A 14709-nucleotide genomic window follows, 5' to 3' on the forward strand; every position below is an offset into this window, starting at 1 on the left:
TGCCCCTGACATCGATGTGAGCTTTTAGGTTAACTCCATGCTGAAGCTCATCTTCATGATCAACCGCTTCGAGGGAATGTCGTACGAGCGTTTTGTCGAGCACCACCGGGATCAGCACGCGCCGCTGTTCACCTCCATCCCGGAGGCGGAGCGCTACGTCCGCAAGTACACCGTGTCCCACCCGATCCCCGCCGAGAACTACCCGCCCCGGGCTTACGACGGCCTGACGGAAATCTGGTTCGAGGACTGGGAGGACCACGACGCCTTCTTCGCTTCCGACAACTACCGGACGCTGGTCAACCCCGACGAAGCGCGCTTCATCGACATGGACTCGGTGGCCGTGATGGTCACCGAGGAGAAGGAGGTCATCTGACGGACCGACTCGACGGGCGGATACGAACTCAGCCCTTGCGGCCGACCCGCCTACACGTTGATGTCCGCGCCCGCCACATCGTTGACGTCCCGGGCTCAGAGCGCATCAGTCAACGGCACACCCGAACCCACGATCAGATGATCCGAACGAAACGGCCCAGGTGTGTTGTCCCGGCACGTTGGTGACGGGCGACGCGCCGTGAGTGGTGCTTGAACGCGGCGAGGGCCTTCTGGTTTCGGTGGGGATTGCGACATCTGCACCGGCACGCAGGAGGCCCTCGTTGATCCACCGTAACGCCCCGCTGACCCCGACCGGCAGGCTGCGTCTGGCCCGTGCGTCGTGGACGACGACTGGCCGCTGAACGCTTCCAGGTCAGCCACACCACCGCCGCGCGCTGGGCCCGGCGCTACCGCCACCACGGGCGGCAGGCATGACCGACCACTCCAGCCGCCCCCACCACTCACCACGCCGGACACCCGCCTGTGTGGAGGATCAGGTACTACGGATGCGTCGGGAACACCGGATCGGCCCACTGTGGCCGGCCGCCCGTGCCGCCGTCGCCGCCTCCACCGCTCACCGCATCCTCATCCGTCACGGCCAGCCACCACTTGCCGCCTGCGACCCGGGCCACCGGCGAACCCGTCCGCCGCTACGAACGCTCCCAACCAGCCGAACTGGTCCACATCGACGTCAAGATGCTCGGCCGCGTCCTCGACGGCGGTGGCCACAAAGTCCTCGGCCGCGCAGCCGGCCGGGCCAACCAGGACCGCCGCAACGGCACCGGCTACGCTTACCCGCACACCGCCCTGGACGACCACTCCCGCCTGGCCTACAGCCAGAACCTGTCCGACGAGAAAGCCGCCACCTGCGCGGCCTTCCTGCGACGGGCCACCGACTGGTTCGCCGCACGCGGGGTCGAGGCACGGCCTCGCCGCGCTCTGGCCGTCCTACCTGGCCTATGTCGTCACCTTCATGCTGATCGGGCAGGTGTGGGCCAACCACCACCTCATGTTCGACCACATCCGCGGCGCCGACCGGGTGGTGCTGTTCCTCAACACCGTGCTGCTGATGGACATCGCGTTCCTGCCGTTCGCCACCTCCGTACTGGCAGAGGCGTTCCGCGACGGCCACGGGCAGCGCACCGCCGTCGTCCTCCACGGCACCGCTTTCTGCTGGTTTCCCATCGCGGGCGAGATCGCCAAGGTCCGGCGTCGACGCGGCCGCGGGAACCGGACGTAACGGCCGCGGGCCCGCCGGTCGTGGAGCGGCTACCGGCTTCGGGCCTCGCCTGAACGGCACCGCCTGTTCGTGGTTCTTGCCATGCAATGTCTGGCACTCTCATCAGCCAAATCGCAGAGCTGGCCGATGAACTCGCGGTAGCTGTCGGGGGCGTCGAGTCCTTGCTGGGCGGTCCGTCGATCCACTGCTGCCAGAGGCCGTCTGGGGTGAGGAACCGGGCCGCCTGGCCGGCACCGAGCCTGCCGTCGAGCAACAGGAGCGTGCCGAGGGCGGCTGCCTGGTCGTCGTAGAGGTCGGGTCGGGGCAGATAGCGGTCGAGGTAACCGTATCGTTCAACGTCCGGTCGCTGTACGGCTGACATCGGCTCCGGGGAACGATCGAACTGTGGTGGGCGCCGAAACCGATCACGGTCTCGGGAAGCAGCGGTAGAGCTCTTTCCGGGCCGCCGATCGGGCCCAGCCGTTCCGCCCCGATGACCTGCCCGCACTGCAAACGATCACCAACAGGCTGGGCTCCCCGGGGGACCGGCGACAGCTGATACGAGAGCCCACCAGTAACCAGTACCGAGGACCTCTTCGGGCTTGTGCGCCTCAGTCCGAAACCAAACGAAGCGGGGGCTAAAGATCCGCGAGCCAGGGATGCCCCGGATGTGCGCGGGTGAGTAGCTGGGCCAAGGTCTCGCGCTGAGCCGAGGTCATATGCGGGACAGTCGCGTCGAAGTCTGCTTGATCCTTCCGGCGTGCGTGCTTGGCCTTGAACAGCAGGACCAGTTCGGGCGCCAGATACGGGATGCCGTCTTGGGTGCGGTGGATGATGTCGCTGTAGGAGCGCCGGATCCTCTCATCGCGTCGGCAGATCCAGATGTCACCGTCGTGCGGTTCGCGGAACACGTCGAGCAGGTAGCTGCCGGTGGCCGGATCGCGCAGCCATGTCTGATGCACGGCGTCCAGCACCTCCGGTGTGGCGTCCTCCCAGATCCGGCCGCTGCCTGCCGCGTCGAAGACGTACCCGGGGAAGCGGTTGCGGACCTCGGGAAAGCTCGAGGCCGGAATCGCGATCTCGATGTCCCCATGCGCGCGCGTCTGCCTGCCGCGGAACAGGTCCAGTGCCCAGCCCGCAGCCACGTACCAGGGTGTGCTGATGCCGGCCAACTGCTGCGCGACCTCACTCGGGCTCCAGCACGACGACCACCTGGCGTGGAGAGCTTCGATCTCGTCGGGTGACAGCTCGATGCCGCCGCTGGGCAGTTGATCGCTCACCGCAGGAACTTATCAGCGGACTCGAAGGCCCCTGGCTGTGGTCAATGAAGGAGATCGGCGGGACCTGCGCCGTGCACCGCTGGCGATCACATAAGGTCACCAGCCGGTTGAGCTCCGGGGAGCACTGGCGACAGTTGATTACGCGAGCCCACCAGTACCGAGGCCGGTTTCCCCAAAGCGTGCCGCGGAAGCGCCTGAGAAATTAGCGCTTCAGTTGGCGAAACGGGGCCAAGTCGAGCGCTCAGCCACAGGTCCTGTGACTGAGTCCTTGAGGTGGCCCGCGAGCGGTTGAGTTGGCCCGGGTAAGCGTCGTGGTTGGCCCGCAGGGTAACGGTTAGCGCTCTCACCTGCGGTGTTATCAGGCGAAGTGGGCGCCCGGCTGCCTGTATGCGTGGGCTGCATAGGATCCCCGGATGGCAATCACCAGTTACCTCTCGCAAGGGCCGCGAGTGGTCATTCGTCACGTCCGTCGTCAAGATTACGACGAGCTCACGGCGCTGGCCCAGGAGAGCGCCGAGATGCTCAGCCGCTGGCTAGGCGCACGTGAGAGCACGGTGGAGGTGTTCGAGGGCTACCTCAAGCGGTTCGAGCAGCCCACCCACGAGGGCTTCGTGATCTGCCTCCGCAACACTGGCGCAATCGTAGGCGGTGTCAACATCAACAACATCGTCCGGGGCGCCCTCCAGAGCGGGACTCTAGGCTACACCGCCTACGCCTCCACGACCGGCCGCGGCTACATGACCGAAGGACTCTGGCTCGTCATCCAACACGCCTTCGTCGAGCTCGGACTGCACCGACTGGAGGCGAACATCCAGCCGGACAACATCACCTCGCTGAACCTCGTCAAGCGCCTGGGCTTCCAGCGCGAGGGCTACTCGGCTGCTTTCCAGTGCATCAACGGCGAGTGGCGAGACCATGAGCGCTGGGCCATCACCGCCGGGATGGCGGACACAACCGCGCGGCCCACCAATCAAGATCAGCTCAGATGAGGGTTCAAGGCCACCGACAGTTCAACCGCCCGAAGCCCCGAAAGTGAAAGCGCTGACCGTCGCCCTGCGGGCCAACCACGACGCTCACCCCGGCCAACTCAACCGGAGCGCTTCAGCTGGCGGAGCAGCGCGGTAGTTGGCGAATCGAGCGCGATAGGCCGGCAGGCGGCGGCTGATCACCTTGCTGCGGCCGCAGGCTCCGAGGATGGCCGAGCGGCTCGTCGAGGAGATATTCGCGGCGTTGGATGAGCAGACCGTGACGGTCCGGGGCACCGAGGCGGCCGCGCTGATCGTCCCGAGCCTGGCTGCCTCGCTGACGGCCGCCCTCGACCAGCGGAAACTCCTGGCCGGGCGGATCGAGAAACTGCTGGAGGGCCACCCTCTTCCCAAAGTCCTCACGTCGATGCCGGGAGTCGGCGTCAGGACCGGAGCCAGGATCCTGATCGAGGTCGGCGACGGCAGCACCTTCCCGACGGCCGGCCACCTCGCCGCCTACGCCGGACTCGCCCCGGCAACCCGGTGCTCGGGCTCATCAATCCGCGGCGAACAGCCCTCCAGGAGAGGGAACAAGCAGCTCAAACGGGCTTTCTTCCCCTCCGCTTTCGCTGCTCTGGGCGACCCCGCATCCCGGGCCTACTACGACAAGAAGATGGCCCAGGGCAAGCACCACGCCCAGGCCCTGCTCTGTCTCGCCAGGCGCCGGACCGACGTCCTCTTCGCGATGCTCCGCGACGGCACCTTCTACGAACCCCAGCCGTCGGCCTCAGTCACCTGACCTGCGGGTCTGCGAGGAGAACGACTCGATCGGCCTCGACATCGGAGCCAAGCATCGGATGGCCACAGTCGCCTTCCGGGTCCATAAGCACCGGCTTGCCCAACCGCCGGCCGATCTCCCGAAGGAAGCCGCAGAACACATCGAGTCGATCCTGGCCCCGCAACTCCCGCAGGTCGACGTCGAAGTCGACTTCATCGTCGGCATGGAAACGGAACGCAGCCCCGTTTCCCTTGACCAAAGGCATAGGGGCACCCCCTCCGGGCGGTGCCGGCCCGGCACCGTGGGCCACGCACGGCGACGGCTGGATGCCGCGTGAGGTCATGCTCGGCCACCGCTGTGGGGAACGGCGGCCCCAGTCGTACGCGGACCTGTGGCTGACGCCCCTGACTGGAGTGGGCCCCTGAAGGCGTTCGGCGGCGTCTGGTCCAACGTCCTGGACCGGGCCGGCCCTGTGCTGCCCGTCCGGTTCGAAGAGGCTGAGGCCGTCGGCGGGGACAGCCCGCCGCAGAGCATGCCGCCAAGGATCGCGGCGGCCCGGCGAGCCGCCGCCAGAAGCCATCTCGGGGCGGCGGCAACACCCCTCGGCTACCGCGAGACCCCGCGCCCAGCCCCCGCAGCTGCTGCTCGCTGCACCCGACCGCCGCTCCTGGCGCTGCTCGTGCTCGTGCTCCCGCTCGTGCTGCTCGGCTGCTGCCCGGTGGGCCGGGCGTGCGGCGCGATCTGTAATAGCACGACCCGGTAGAGCTTCGGGGACGGCATCCGCAGCACGTCCTTGCCTGACGCACGCGGTCCGTGAACGGAGCGATCGGCTGCGGCAGCGGACACCGGGCGGGCGCGACAGAGCCGGTCTCGTTCCCTGAGGCGGGAACGAGACCGACGGGCATTCCGGCTATCGCGCAAGGGCGTCCAGCCCGGCCTGCAGGATCCCGGTCATCACGGCCACGGCTGTGTCCTCGTCGGCGCCCTCCGGCTCGAACGTGGCGTCCCAGGTGATCAGAGCACCGGCCCCTTGCGGGTTGTCGTGCACGGCGAGGACGGCTTCGTAGTCCCGTACGGGAACGGGCCCGCTCAGGAGCCGGTAGCGGCAGGAGCGGCCGGTCTGTTCGATGAGCTGCTCGACGGCCGTACCACCGTCGACCAGCGTCATGCGGCGGGCGTCGGCGTGCTCCGGGTCCGGGGTGGTGGCCGTCATCAGGGGCTGCCAGGTGTGGATGGAGTAGAAGTCGCTGATGCGGTCCCACACTTGGTCGGGGGTGGCCTCGGAGACCACCTTCAGGTGGAGCTGGGTCATGTCACGCTCCCTTGGCGCGCTGGTCGCCTTGGCGGTAGAGCACCAGGTGCTCGTGGAAGAGAATGCCGTCCCGGACGTCGCCGGTGGCGGTGAAGCCTGTGTCGTCGCGGTAGTCGATGTGATGGCTGGTGACGGTGTAACTGCCGGTGTAAGCGCTCTTGCGGTTTCCGCGGGCCTCGTCGTAGCGGCCGTTGGCAAGGAGCTCCTGCCGGATGAGTCCGTCCGCGGTCACCCACATCCCGACGTACGGATGCGGAGGGTGGGGCATGGCGTTGCTCGTCATGGCTCCAGGGTCGGCCCGGTGGCGAGGACCAACCAGGCCGTGCTCTCCCCGGGGGCGCGCTTCCTGGGTGCCGCCCACCCAGTGTTTTCGACGGTCCGCTGCCACCGGACAGCCTGGGTGTGGTTCTCCCAGGAAACCTTTGGCCTTCCCGCCCCTGGGCACGACGGGCAGACTCGATTTCGCCGGCGGACGATCCACCGGTGAATCGAATCCTCCTCAGGAAAGAGTTTTTTCATGGCTACGTGGTTTGTGACCGGTGCTTCCCGGGGCCTTGGCGCGGAAGTCGCCCGGGCCGCGGTCGCAGGCGGGGATAATGTCGTGGTCGCGGTTCGCAGTCCGGACCGGATCCCGGAGGACCTCAAGAACGCGGACAATGTTCTGGCCGTCGCGCTGGACGTGACCGACAACGACAGTATTCCGGGTGCTGTACAGGCCGCTGTGGACCGTTTCGGCGGTATCGATGTTCTGGTGAACAATGCCGGGCGTGGTCTGCTGGGTGCGCTGGAAGAGATCTCCGATGCCGAGGCGCGCTCGCTGTTCGACCTGAATGTCTTCGGTCTGATCAACGTGACCCGTTCGGTGCTGCCGGTGATGCGCAGGCAGGGTTCGGGCAAGCTCGTCCATATCGGGTCACGTTCCGGTTTCGAGGGTGAGCCGGGAGTGAGCATGTATTCGGCCTCGAAGTTCGCTGTCGCGGGCGTCAGCGAGGCGCTGTCGGTGGAGATGGCCCCGTTCGGCATCCAGTCGATGGTGGTCGAGCCGGGCGTGTTCCGTACTGATTTCCTCGACGCCAGTTCCCTGTCGGTGGCGGCCCAGCGGATCAGCGACTACGACGGTACTCCCGCCCACGTGACCTTGGACTGGATCGACCAGGCCAACCACGCCCAACTGGGCGACCCCATCAAGGGCGCCGCACTGATCGTCGAGGTGGCGGGTGGCGAGAAGCTGCCCACCCACCTCTACCTCGGCCGCGACACCCTCGAGCGCCTGGAGGTCAAGCTCCAGCGGATCCAGGACGACCTCGCCCCCTGGCGTGAGAAGTCCGCCGCCACCGCCCACGACGACGCCGTCTGAGCCCAGCTCGTACCAGGCGCGCACCCCCCTGGGCCTGCGAGAGCAGGACCCTCTGACAGCCCGGCCGGGCCGGACAATCCCCCGCACCGGCCCGGCCGGGCACCCCACCCCACACCTGACCACACCCGAAGGGACCTGAACATGTCCGCTCTCCTGTCCGGCACTCCGCTCACCGGTCGTGTCGCCGTCGTCTCCGGTGCTTCCAGCGGCATGGGCGCCGCCACCGCCGAACGCCTGGCACAGCTCGGTGCCAAGGTCGCCGTCCTGGCCCGCCGCAAGGACAAGCTCGACGGCGTGGTGGAGAACATCCACGCGGCGGGCGGCACCGCCCTGGCCCTGGCGGTCGACGTCACCGACCGCGAGGGCGTGAAGGCCGCGGCCCAGCGGATCGCGGATGAGCTGGGCACGGTGGACCTGGTGTTCAACAACGCCGGTGTCCAGCTCATCTCGGGCATCGAGGAACTCAAGGTCGACGAATGGCAGCGTCAGATCGACCTCAATGTCACCGGTGTCATGAACGTCATCGGCGCCTTCCTGCCCCAGCTCACCGCCTCCGCCGCCGACGGCAGGCCCGCCGACCTGATCAACACGTCCTCCATCGCGGCCACCCGCATCCTGGAGAAGTTCTCGATCTACTCGGGCACCAAGGCATACATCAGCCACCTCACCCGGCTGCTGCGCGTGGAACTCGGGCCCAAGATGGTCCGTGTCGCCGCCATCGAGCCCGGCATGGTCGACACCGAACTCCCCGACCACGTCACCGACCCCGACGCCAGCACCCTCATGGCCAATCTCATCCACGACATCGACTGTCTCCAGTCCGCCGACATCGCCGAGACGGTCGCCTTCATGGCCGCCGTCCCCCGCCACGTCAACCTCACCGAACTCACCATCATGCCCACCGCACAAGCCATCTGACACCCCACCGCATCGACCTGAACCGCCCGGAACAGAAGGGGCCGGCGCCCGGCCAGGGCGCCGGCCCCTCCGAGCTCGGGAGTCAGACAGCCGGAAACAGCACCTGCCATCGCGACCAGCCCATGCGGAGAGAGAGTGCCCTGATATGAGGAGCCCGACCCCACGGACCCCGGCCGAAGCGCCCGCGGCGAAGGGAGCGGGCGGCGGTGACGACCGTGTCCACGACTCCATGATCGAAGCCACCGATCCGGGCCACGCCCCGCGGCCCCAGGCCCCCCAGCGTCAGACACCCGGGAACGGCTGTCCCGGCAGCACGCACGGAGTCCCGCACCTCTCGTCATCGGGAGTGATCGAAGGGTCGCGGGATGTGTCGGGCCCCGGTGGAGGCGACGGGGTGGATGAGCGCCGTTCTCTGCCCGCCGCACCCGGCGGGAAGCGGTGGCTGGTGGGGTTCCGCTTCCGGGCGGCGACGGGCCGGCTGGTACGTCACTACTACCTCGTCGACGGAGCCACGGACGCGGAGCATGCGAGGCAGCTGGCGGCGCGTCGCGTCCACAGTGTGGCGGAGCGCGGAGCCCGCCGCGACGCCACGGTCGACCCTGACTGGACTGAGATTCGCCAGATGCGGCGTGACCCCGTGGGTGAGTGGCATCTGCCCGGGTCCGGCGGCTCGGTGCCGCGCTGAGCACATACCGTAAGGTGGCCGTCCCACACCCAGGATATTCTCGGCCTTCACAGACACCTTTCACTGGCCAGACTGGAGATACAACGGAATTCCCCGAGCAGTCCGTCCTTGGACCGGGACTCTCGCTCGGGTTTCCCGGCAACCTCCAGGAGGGACAGCGATGATTACTGTCGACGATTTGCGGGAGCACCCTTTGGACCAGGTCCACCGCCTCATGGAACCTGGCCCGGTGATCCTTGTGACCACCCAGCAGCACGGTATTCCGAACGTGATGACCAATGGTTTCAACATGATGATCCGCCATGTTCCGCCGCTGATCGGATGCACCATCGGACCCTGGGATTACAGCTATTCCGCGCTGCGGGAGACGGGGGAGTGCGTCATTTCCATCCCTGACCGCGAACTCGCCGTGGCCGTGGTCGACATCGGTAACTGTTCCGGCCAGGACGTGGACAAGTTCCAGGAGTTCGACCTGACTCCCGTGGCCGCGCAGCAGGTCCAGGCGCCGTTGATCGCCGAGTGTTTCGCGAACATCGAATGCCGGGTCGTCGACACCACTCTCGTCGGCACGTACGACCTGTTCGTCCTCGAAGCGGTCCGGGCCTGGACCGATCCGTCGCATCCGCGGCTGCGGATGCTTCACCACCGCGGCGACGGCACCTTCACGTGTGACGGTGACGCCATCGACCTCAAAGACCGCATGCACAAATGGCAGTACCTCCTGTGATCCCCACACCGTCGACGCGTCCGCGTCACACGGGTGAGGAGCACCCGTGACGGGCCTCGAGCTCATCGTGGTGGTGGTGACCGCCGTACTGCTGATGACCTGGACCGCCCACCGCCTGCGGGTGAGCGAACCGTTGTTGTTGCTGATCGGCGGCATCCTCATTGGGCTCCTGCCGCGCTTCGCGGATATCCACCCGCCCTCCGATGTGGTGCTGCTGCTCTTCCTGCCGGCGCTTCTGTACTGGGAGTCGCTGACCACCTCGCTGCGCGAGGTCAAGAACAACTTCCGGTCGATCGCGCTGCAGGCCACCGGCCTGGTCCTGGTGACGGCCTTGGCCGTGGCCGTGGTCGCCCATGCCCTGGGCTACTCATGGCCGCTCGCCTTCGTGCTCGGTGCGGTGCTTGCGCCCACTGACGTGTCGGCCGTGGCCGCGGTGGCCAGGGCCATGCCGCGCCGCATGCTGACGCTGCTGCGCACGGAGAGCCTTCTGAACGACGGCATGGCCCTGGTCCTCCTGGCCGTGGGCCTGGAAGTCCTCACGACGGGCGAGCCGTTCTCCTGGTCGCACACCGCGATGCGGTTCCTCGAAGCCTACGCCGGTGGTGCGGCCGTCGGCGCGGCGACCGCTCTGCTCCTCGTGCCGGTGCGCCGGTATGTGGGCGACCGCATCCTGCACAGCGGACTGAGTGTGGTCACCCCGTTCCTCGCCTGTCTGCCGGCTGAGGCCCTGCACGTCTCGGGGGTGCTGGCCGTGGTCACCTGCGGTCTGGTCACCAGCCGCGTCGGTCCGCGCGTCATCGGATCCGACGCGAGACTGCAGGCAACCTCCTTCTGGGAGGTCACGACTTTCCTGCTCAACGGCGCGCTGTTCGTCCTCGTCGGCATACAGCTCCCCGCCGCGGTGCGCGCACTGACCTCCATCTCGCTACTCCAGGCGACCGTGATCGCGGCCGTGGTCAGCGCGACGGTCATCGCCACGCGCGTGGCCTGGTTCTACACCATCCCCTACGTGATCCGTTTGCTGGACCGCCGGCCGCGGCAACGCGAGCGGCGCATCAGCGCACGGCAGCGGCTGCCGCTCGCATGGGCCGGCATGCGGGGGGCGATCTCCCTCGCCGCCGCGCTCACCATCCCCGCGACCACGTCCGGTGGCCGTCCGCTCGGGCAGCGCGACGCGGTCGTCTTCATCACCGTGGTCGTCATCGTCGTCACGCTGGCCGTGCTCGGCCCGGCTCTCCCAGCCGTCGTACGGTGGGCACGGTTCGGCGAGGACACCACCGAAGCGGCCGAGGAAACCCTCGCCGTACGCCATCTGGCCACCACCGCCCTCGCGGAGATGGCCGCCCTCGCCCACCGTTTCGACACGCCGGATGCGGCCACGGCTCAGATCGCCAAGGATCTGCGCAAGCAGGCCACCGTGGGCTCGGGAGGGACGCACGACGACGGGAGTCCGGACCTGCGGCGGCAGATGAACGCCGCCTACGCGCTGCAGGCGGCGCTCCTGGACATCAAGCGTGCCGCACTCAGCGACCTGCGTCGGCACAGCCGCATCGACGACGTCGTGCTGCTGCGGGTGCAGCGCTTCCTGGACGCGGAGGAGCAGCACCTGCGGCTGAGAACCGCACTGCTTCCACCCGACGCCGACGGTACCGATGGAGGCTTCACGCGGTGACGGGAGCGCGGCCTGCCCGTCTCGATCATCTCGGTGGGCAGGGCGCGGAGTACACCGGCCGGTCCCGGCCCCGGAGTGAACGCGATGGTCGCCGATATGCCCCCGACTGCCTTGCGGCCGCTGGCCGGCGTCAGTTCCACGGTCCCGGCCGCACCGTGGAACCGGCTTCCGTCGCACGGACAGGGAAGGGGCGTGGAGATGAATCTACGGAAACGCGTTCGCGCGGGGGATCATGTCGCCTTCGGCGAGCTCTTCGATGCGTATGCGCGATCCGTCTACAACCATGCCTTCCGGCTCACCGGGGAGTGGGCGACCGCCGAGGACGTCGTATCGCTCACCTTCCTGGACGCTTGGCGGCTGCGCGGCAAGGTCGACGAGGAGGGCGGTTCGCTACGGCCCTGGCTGCTCGGCATCGCCACCAATGTCACCCGCAACACCCGCCGGGCGGCCCGCAGACATGCGGCCGCCGTGGCCCGGCTGCCGCCCAACGAGGTGGTGGACGACTTCGCCGACGAGCTCACCGGGCGCCTGGACGACTCGGCGCAGCTCGCCCGCGTACAGGCCGCGCTGGCGAAACTGCGGCGGGCCGAGCGCGAGGTGCTGGCCCTCTGCGCGTGGTCCGGACTCGAGTACGCGGCGGCCGCCGAGGCTCTCGGGATTCCGGTGGGAACCGTACGGTCGCGGCTCTCGCGGGCCAGGACAAAGCTCGCTAAATATGTCGAAGACGCGGAACCATACCCAAATCCCGGACAGATGAGAGGTGACCGCGGCAGAGCGGTCAGGCCCCTGAGGGAGGGAAACCGATGAACCAGCTTTCCGAGAAAGACCTTCCGCCGGGCCGCCACCGACTCCTCAAGGAGCATCTGATGACCGAGATCCGGCGCGAACAGCACGGCCCCACCACGTCCGTACCCCGGCGCAGGGGATGGCTGCGGCCCGCGATCGTGGTGGCCGCCGTCGCCAGCGCGGCCGCCGTCACCTTCACGGTCCTGCCGTCGTCCGGCGACAGCGGCAGGCCCGCGCCCTCGAAGCAGGCCGTGCGACTGTTGGAGAACGTCGCACTGGCGGCCGACAAGACCGACGCGTCCACCGGCATCCGCGACGATCAGTTCGTCTACATCAAGAGCAAGAACGCCTACACGTCCCAGACCGACAACGGGACCCAGAAGCTCGGACCCGTCCGCGAGCGGGAGATCTGGCTCTCGGTGGACGGCGAGCACCCGGGGCTTGTGGAGGACCGCAGGGAGGGCGTCGGCCGCGAGGTGCTGAAGTCCGGCCTGCCGGGCAGTGAGCGGGCCGCCAACTACCGCGCGCTGTCCAAACTGCCGACCGACCCGGACAAGATGCGCGACTGGCTGTACCGGGTGAGCTCCGAGCAGGTCGATGATGAGCGGTCGGACAGGGACTACGCGGCCTTCGTCCTCTTCGGCGACATGATCAAGGAGTCGCTCATGCCGCCGAGGGTGAGTGCGGCGCTCTACCGGGCCGCCGCGAAGATCCCGGGCGTCCAGGTGACCCAGAACGTGAAGGACTCCGTGGGCCGTGTGGGGATCGCGGTCACCCTGCACAGCGGCCACGGGCGCGAGGAGCAGATCTTCGACGCGAAGACCTCCACGTATCTCGGCGAGCGCGTGGTCGACGAGAACGGCAAGCTGCGGGGCACGAGTGCGGTCCTGGAGCGCGCCGTCGTCGACAAGGCCGGTCAGCGCCCCTGAACCGGGTCCGTGTCCCTCGGCCATCCTCAGGCTGGTGCCATGGGCGGCGACATTGAACAGGGCACCAGCCTGCTCCAGGGGATACGCACACGCCGCTCGGCGCCGCACTCTCCCCACCTCATGAAGCGGATATGACCCATGTCGGCCGGCCACGGCGGAGCCTGCACCGCCTGGCCGGCCGCCAGGGAGCCTGACTCGCTTCAGCGGCAGCCGGCGTGTGGTGCGGGGGCCGAACCGCGTTGGCCAACCGTTCCGTCAGTCGGGAGTGGTCGTCGAGCGCCGGGCGATGGGGGCCGCGTTCAGGGATCCGAGAAGCGCCAGCGCGTCAGCGGACGGGCTGCCGGGTTCGGCTTGGTAGACGATGAGCTGCTGGCCGGGGGCGCTGTTGACGCTGAACGCCTCATGGTGCAGGTCCAGGTCACCGACCTCGGCGTGGTGGAAGAGCTTCGCCTCATGGGTCTTGCCGCGTACGTCGTGGCGGGCCCACAGGGTGCGGAAGTCGTCACTCCTCATGGACAGTTCCCCGACCAGTTCGATGAGCCGGGGGTCGTCCGGATCCATCCCGGCCGCCCGCCGCAGTGCGGCGACCGACGAGGTGGCGGCGTGGTTCCAGTCGCGGTAGAAGTCGTGTGCGGCCGGCTCCAGGAATGTCATGCGCAGGAGGTTCTCGGGCCGGCCGAAACCGGAGTGCAGGGCGGTGGCGAGCCGGTTGCGGGCCAGTACGTCCAGGGCGTGGCCCAGAACGAAGGCGGGTGTGTCGCTCCAGGCGTCGATCAGTCGGCGCAGTTGCGGCCTGACACGCTCGGCTCGGGACGAGCGGCGCGTGCGGCGTGCTGTCGGGACGGCGATCCTGCGCAAGTGCGCCATCGCCTCCTCGTCCAGGCGCAGGGCCTTCGCCACGGCTTCGAGCACGTGCTGTGAGGGGTGGCGTTCCCGGCCTTGTTCCAGGCGTGTGTAGTAGTCCGTGCTGACTCCGGCGAGGGCTGCGACCTCCTCCCGGCGCAGACCGGGCACCCTGCGTCGGCCGGACGTCGTGAGGCCGGTGTCCTCAGGGCGCAGCAGCGCGCGCCGGGCTCGGAGAAACCCCCCCAGTACGTTCTCGGCGGCGGGGCGCTTGTCACTGTCCATGGCCTTGAGGCTAAGGCGGAATTCGGCCTGGTCGGTGAAGTGAGGGTGGGCGCGCTGCACCCAGGAATCGTGTTACCTCCCGCGAAGTGCCGCGGGTCTGGTACGCGGCGGAGCCGCGCGCCCACACCGCGATTCCGCGGCCTGGGTGTGGTCCTCCCAGGAAACCTTTGGCCTTCCCGCTCCTGGGCACGACGGGCAGACTCGATGGCCCGTTCGCTGTTCGACCTGAATGTGTTCGGTCTGATCAGCGTGACCCGTTCCGTGCTGCCGATGGTCTTGCCTGGGTGTGATGGGGCTACCCTTCGCCCTTACCCGTGGCACTGCCTCGGACCGAGAATGCCGTAGGTCGAAGGAGGGACCGGATCAGGTTCCTCACCCGTGCCCGAGTCATGTCTCGGCAGCAGCCCCGTAACTCGTACAGGAACAGCACGCCACGTGACCAGTCGCCACCTCGTTCACCTCGCCGAAAGTCTGGAGACCGTTCGTGCTGACACCTTCGTCGGACGTACCGAAGAGTTAAACGCGGTTCGAGCGGCCTTGGGCGCAGGGGAAACGGCTCCGTCGGTTTTCTTCTTCCACGG

Annotated in this window: 14 protein-coding genes and 4 pseudogenes; 12 read left to right on the plus strand and 6 right to left on the minus strand. The window is 68.1% G+C overall.

Annotated elements, in window-relative coordinates:
* The first annotated feature begins 37 nt into the window (after positions 1–37).
* The 3 genes and pseudogenes from BLV72_RS00895 (at position 38) to BLV72_RS00905 (ending at position 1612) form a co-directional block, all read left to right on the plus strand.
* Positions 38–373: an EthD domain-containing protein gene (locus tag BLV72_RS00895; RefSeq protein WP_093459592.1), complete on the plus strand. Its 336-nt coding sequence runs from the start codon at positions 38–40 to the stop codon at positions 371–373.
* Positions 374–653: 280 nt separating this feature from the next.
* Positions 654–1290, plus strand: a pseudogene (locus BLV72_RS00900) (leucine zipper domain-containing protein); the annotation flags it as partial.
* A 34-nt stretch (positions 1291–1324) separates the two neighbouring features.
* Entirely contained in the window at positions 1325–1612 is a 288-nt protein-coding gene (locus tag BLV72_RS00905; protein WP_342030647.1) for a TMEM175 family protein, read from the plus strand.
* A 211-nt stretch (positions 1613–1823) separates the two neighbouring features.
* On the opposite strand, the pseudogene BLV72_RS51380 reads toward BLV72_RS00905, so the two are convergent.
* Both BLV72_RS51380 and BLV72_RS00915 read right to left on the minus strand, forming a co-directional pair.
* Positions 1824–1973 (minus strand): annotated as a pseudogene (locus BLV72_RS51380) (DUF6000 family protein); the annotation flags it as partial.
* A gap of 256 nt (positions 1974–2229) precedes the next feature.
* The gene (locus tag BLV72_RS00915; RefSeq protein WP_093459594.1) at positions 2230–2871 is read right to left on the minus strand and encodes a nucleotidyltransferase domain-containing protein; all 642 of its coding nucleotides are present in this window, start codon (positions 2869–2871) and stop codon (positions 2230–2232) included.
* 413 nt (positions 2872–3284) lie between these two features.
* Between BLV72_RS00915 and BLV72_RS00920 the strand changes: the two genes are divergently transcribed.
* Together BLV72_RS00920 and BLV72_RS00925 are read left to right on the plus strand one after the other, a co-directional pair.
* A complete protein-coding gene (locus BLV72_RS00920; protein WP_093459595.1) occupies positions 3285–3860 on the plus strand; it encodes a GNAT family N-acetyltransferase in 576 nt (191 codons plus the stop codon).
* Between the two features lie 157 nt (positions 3861–4017).
* A pseudogene (locus BLV72_RS00925) lies at positions 4018–4635 on the plus strand (transposase); the annotation flags it as partial.
* Here the strand turns inward: BLV72_RS00925 and BLV72_RS00930 are convergent.
* The 3 genes and pseudogenes from BLV72_RS00930 to BLV72_RS00940 form a co-directional block, all read right to left on the minus strand.
* Positions 4628–4855 (minus strand): annotated as a pseudogene (locus tag BLV72_RS00930) (hypothetical protein); the annotation flags it as partial. The pseudogenes BLV72_RS00925 and BLV72_RS00930 sit on opposite strands and share 8 nt — an antisense overlap.
* Positions 4856–5524: 669 nt before the next feature.
* On the minus strand, positions 5525–5926 hold the full coding sequence (locus tag BLV72_RS00935) for an SRPBCC family protein (protein ID WP_093459597.1): 402 nt from the start codon (positions 5924–5926) through the stop codon (positions 5525–5527).
* 1 nt (position 5927) lies between these two features.
* Positions 5928–6209: an Atu4866 domain-containing protein gene (locus BLV72_RS00940; protein ID WP_093459598.1), complete on the minus strand. Its 282-nt coding sequence runs from the start codon at positions 6207–6209 to the stop codon at positions 5928–5930.
* Positions 6210–6443: 234 nt separating this feature from the next.
* Between BLV72_RS00940 and BLV72_RS00945 the strand changes: the two genes are divergently transcribed.
* The 7 genes from BLV72_RS00945 to BLV72_RS00975 all read left to right on the plus strand — a co-directional run bounded on the left by BLV72_RS00945 (position 6444) and on the right by BLV72_RS00975 (position 13000).
* Positions 6444–7283, plus strand: coding sequence for an SDR family NAD(P)-dependent oxidoreductase (locus BLV72_RS00945; RefSeq protein WP_093459600.1), 840 nt, complete (start codon positions 6444–6446; stop codon positions 7281–7283).
* Positions 7284–7424: 141 nt separating this feature from the next.
* Positions 7425–8201 (plus strand): SDR family oxidoreductase, encoded by a 777-nt coding sequence (locus tag BLV72_RS00950; protein WP_093459601.1) that lies wholly within the window; start codon positions 7425–7427, stop codon positions 8199–8201.
* A 394-nt stretch (positions 8202–8595) separates the two neighbouring features.
* Positions 8596–8886, plus strand: coding sequence for a hypothetical protein (locus BLV72_RS00955; protein ID WP_093459603.1), 291 nt, complete (start codon positions 8596–8598; stop codon positions 8884–8886).
* A 160-nt stretch (positions 8887–9046) separates the two neighbouring features.
* A complete protein-coding gene (locus tag BLV72_RS00960; protein ID WP_244320537.1) occupies positions 9047–9613 on the plus strand; it encodes a flavin reductase family protein in 567 nt (188 codons plus the stop codon).
* Positions 9614–9659: 46 nt separating this feature from the next.
* On the plus strand, positions 9660–11285 hold the full coding sequence (locus BLV72_RS00965) for a Na+/H+ antiporter (protein ID WP_093459604.1): 1626 nt from the start codon (positions 9660–9662) through the stop codon (positions 11283–11285).
* Positions 11286–11483: 198 nt separating this feature from the next.
* A complete protein-coding gene (locus BLV72_RS00970; RefSeq protein ID WP_093459999.1) occupies positions 11484–12092 on the plus strand; it encodes an RNA polymerase sigma factor in 609 nt (202 codons plus the stop codon).
* Complete coding sequence (locus BLV72_RS00975; RefSeq protein ID WP_093459606.1) at positions 12089–13000, plus strand: CU044_5270 family protein; 912 nt, start codon at positions 12089–12091, stop codon at positions 12998–13000. The genes BLV72_RS00970 and BLV72_RS00975 overlap by 4 nt, the downstream gene beginning before the upstream one ends.
* 255 nt (positions 13001–13255) lie before the next feature.
* Here the strand turns inward: BLV72_RS00975 and BLV72_RS00980 are convergent, their stop codons facing one another.
* A complete protein-coding gene (locus tag BLV72_RS00980) occupies positions 13256–14128 on the minus strand; it encodes a helix-turn-helix transcriptional regulator (protein WP_093460001.1) in 873 nt (290 codons plus the stop codon).
* Between the last annotated feature and the right edge of the window lie 581 nt (positions 14129–14709).

Source organism: Streptomyces melanosporofaciens, from assembly GCF_900105695.1.
In the GTDB taxonomy this organism is placed as follows: domain Bacteria; phylum Actinomycetota; class Actinomycetes; order Streptomycetales; family Streptomycetaceae; genus Streptomyces; species Streptomyces antimycoticus.